This is a genomic window from Psychrobacter fjordensis (genome assembly GCF_904845995.1).
Taxonomy (GTDB): Bacteria; Pseudomonadota; Gammaproteobacteria; order Pseudomonadales; family Moraxellaceae; genus Psychrobacter; species Psychrobacter fjordensis.
Genome location: NZ_CAJGYP010000007.1, coordinates 1 through 2,023, shown reverse-complemented (window position 1 = coordinate 2,023; position 2,023 = coordinate 1). Strand labels below are relative to the sequence as shown.

Annotated in this window: 2 protein-coding genes and 1 pseudogene; 1 reads left to right on the top strand and 2 read right to left on the bottom strand. The window is 41.8% G+C overall.

The window, feature by feature from the left end; all coding sequences use genetic code 11:
• Window positions 1-433 (bottom strand): annotated as a pseudogene (locus tag JMW61_RS14180) (two-component sensor histidine kinase); the annotation flags it as partial.
• 14 nt (window positions 434-447) lie between these two features.
• On the bottom strand, window positions 448-1,134 hold the full coding sequence (locus JMW61_RS14175; RefSeq protein WP_201551646.1) for a response regulator transcription factor: 687 nt from the start codon (window positions 1,132-1,134) through the stop codon (window positions 448-450).
• Between the two features lie 237 nt (window positions 1,135-1,371).
• Here JMW61_RS14175 and JMW61_RS14170 point away from each other — a divergent pair, with 237 nt between their 5' ends.
• The gene (locus JMW61_RS14170) at window positions 1,372-1,908 is read left to right on the top strand and encodes a Spy/CpxP family protein refolding chaperone (RefSeq protein WP_201551648.1); all 537 of its coding nucleotides are present in this window, start codon (window positions 1,372-1,374) and stop codon (window positions 1,906-1,908) included.
• The last annotated feature ends 115 nt before the right edge of the window (window positions 1,909-2,023 follow it).

Here is a 2,023-nt window from a genome sequence, read left to right as displayed (position 1 = left end):
GTGGCTCTGTTGCCTGCTGACCCTCTGGTCTACTTTTTGGTCTTGGCTCCTCTCCATCACGATAATAGTCTGGCTCTATCGCCTGCTGACCATATGGCCTAAGTTCCGGCCTCAGCTCATCCCTATCGCGATAACGCGGAAATATAATGGCACCTTGCTCATCATAGACTCTAATTTGATTCATCAGCCATCGGTCTTGATGGTACATCTGCTTGACGGCTGTCAAGTCGCCAGCTTCTAGTGCCGTAACCATCTCTTGACGCTTAGTCAATAACGTATCGACCTGCACATCCATAAGAGCGGTGAGCGCTTTTTCACTCAACCAACGCTCTACCATTACCGATAAGATAGAAGTGACCAGAATGGTGACTAATAGGCTTAAAAACAGCCGCCAAAACAGGGTGATTCGCACCTTAAATTTAGGAGTATTCATCGATGATTCCATTATTAAAGTACTAGCTGATAACCTTTACCACGAACCGCTTTTATTGGCTCGTCATGAAAAGGTTGAAGTTTTTTACGCAGGCGTGACACATGCACATCTAAGCTACGGTCAAAAGGTTGAAGTTCACGTTGCAATACATGCTCTGATAGCCATTCTTTACTGACTACCTCGCCTTTTTGTTTGAGGAGCGCCACCAATAGATCAAACTCTGTACCCGTCACTTGCAGCTCAATACCATCTATTTGACAACTTCGCTGATTTTGATCGAGATGCAAGCGACCTTCTGGTAATGGTGTGTGATCTGACACCGCCGCATTGGTACGTTTAATCACTGCATTGATACGTGCCAGCAGCTCTCGAGGATTACAGGGTTTGGTAATATAATCATCAGCGCCAAGCTCCAGACCGATAATACGATCAATCTCCTCGCCTTTTGCCGTCAGCATAATGACAGGGATATCAATAATATTCGGTAATTGGCGCAGTACGCTGAGCCCATCCATTTTTGGCATCATAATATCAAGCACTAGCAAATCATAAATAGGCGCCTGAGTACTCGCCATTTTCAGTTTTTTTATAACAGCTTCACCATCATGAACGCAGTCACATTGGATGCCGTGATTGTGTAAGTACTCTTGTAATAATTGAGTCAACTCTTCGTCATCGTCGCCTAATAATATATTTGGCATATTTTTCTCCTTTAGCTTTGAATCGCTTTGTTATCTATATTATCAGGCAAGAGCTTAGCGATTCGCTATAAACGTTACTTTTCTTAATACTTCATAAATGTTCGTAACCTTCAACTGTCGTAAGATAGCACCTATCAACAGCAGGTATTGTGTTTATCTACAGCACTTAAAAGTAATATTTGCTAGATGACCGTTTAATATTTGCTTAACCAAATCAATCAAATAAAAGGTATTGTTATGAAAAAATTACTATTGGGCTCAGTATTAGCATTGTCTAGCGTATTTACTGTCACCGCCTGTAGCAGCGTCAATGCAAACACGGATACCACACCATCGGCCACCAAAATGCAAAAACAGCATAAAGCCGGTATGAAAAAGGGCGACATGAAAAAAGGTGGTATGAGAGGCCCATTGTCACAACTGGATCTGACCGAAGCACAACAAACACAAATTAAAGCCATCATGCAAAAACAGCATGGCGATAATAAAGCGGATCGTACAGAAAACAAAGCAGAACGCGCTCAAATGCATCAGCAGATTCAAGCATTGACCAATGCCCGCACATTGAATAACACCGCAGTAAGCCGTCTGGCTGATCAACAAGCAGCAAAAGAGAAGCAACGCTTTATTGAACGTATACAAACCCAGCATGCAATTGCTCAAGTATTGACTGCTGAGCAACGTGCCGAACTTGTACAAATGAAAGAAGAAAGAAAAAATGATAAAAAAGGTGATCGTGAGCCACGTGGCGAACGTCCACAACCAGGCATGTAATAATCTACTCCGGAAAAGTATGATTTTTATCTAGCGATATAAGTTTTAAATAAAAAAGCGCCCCTATTTGATAGAGGCGCTTTTTTATTTGCTAATATAAATATTTAAATCAATC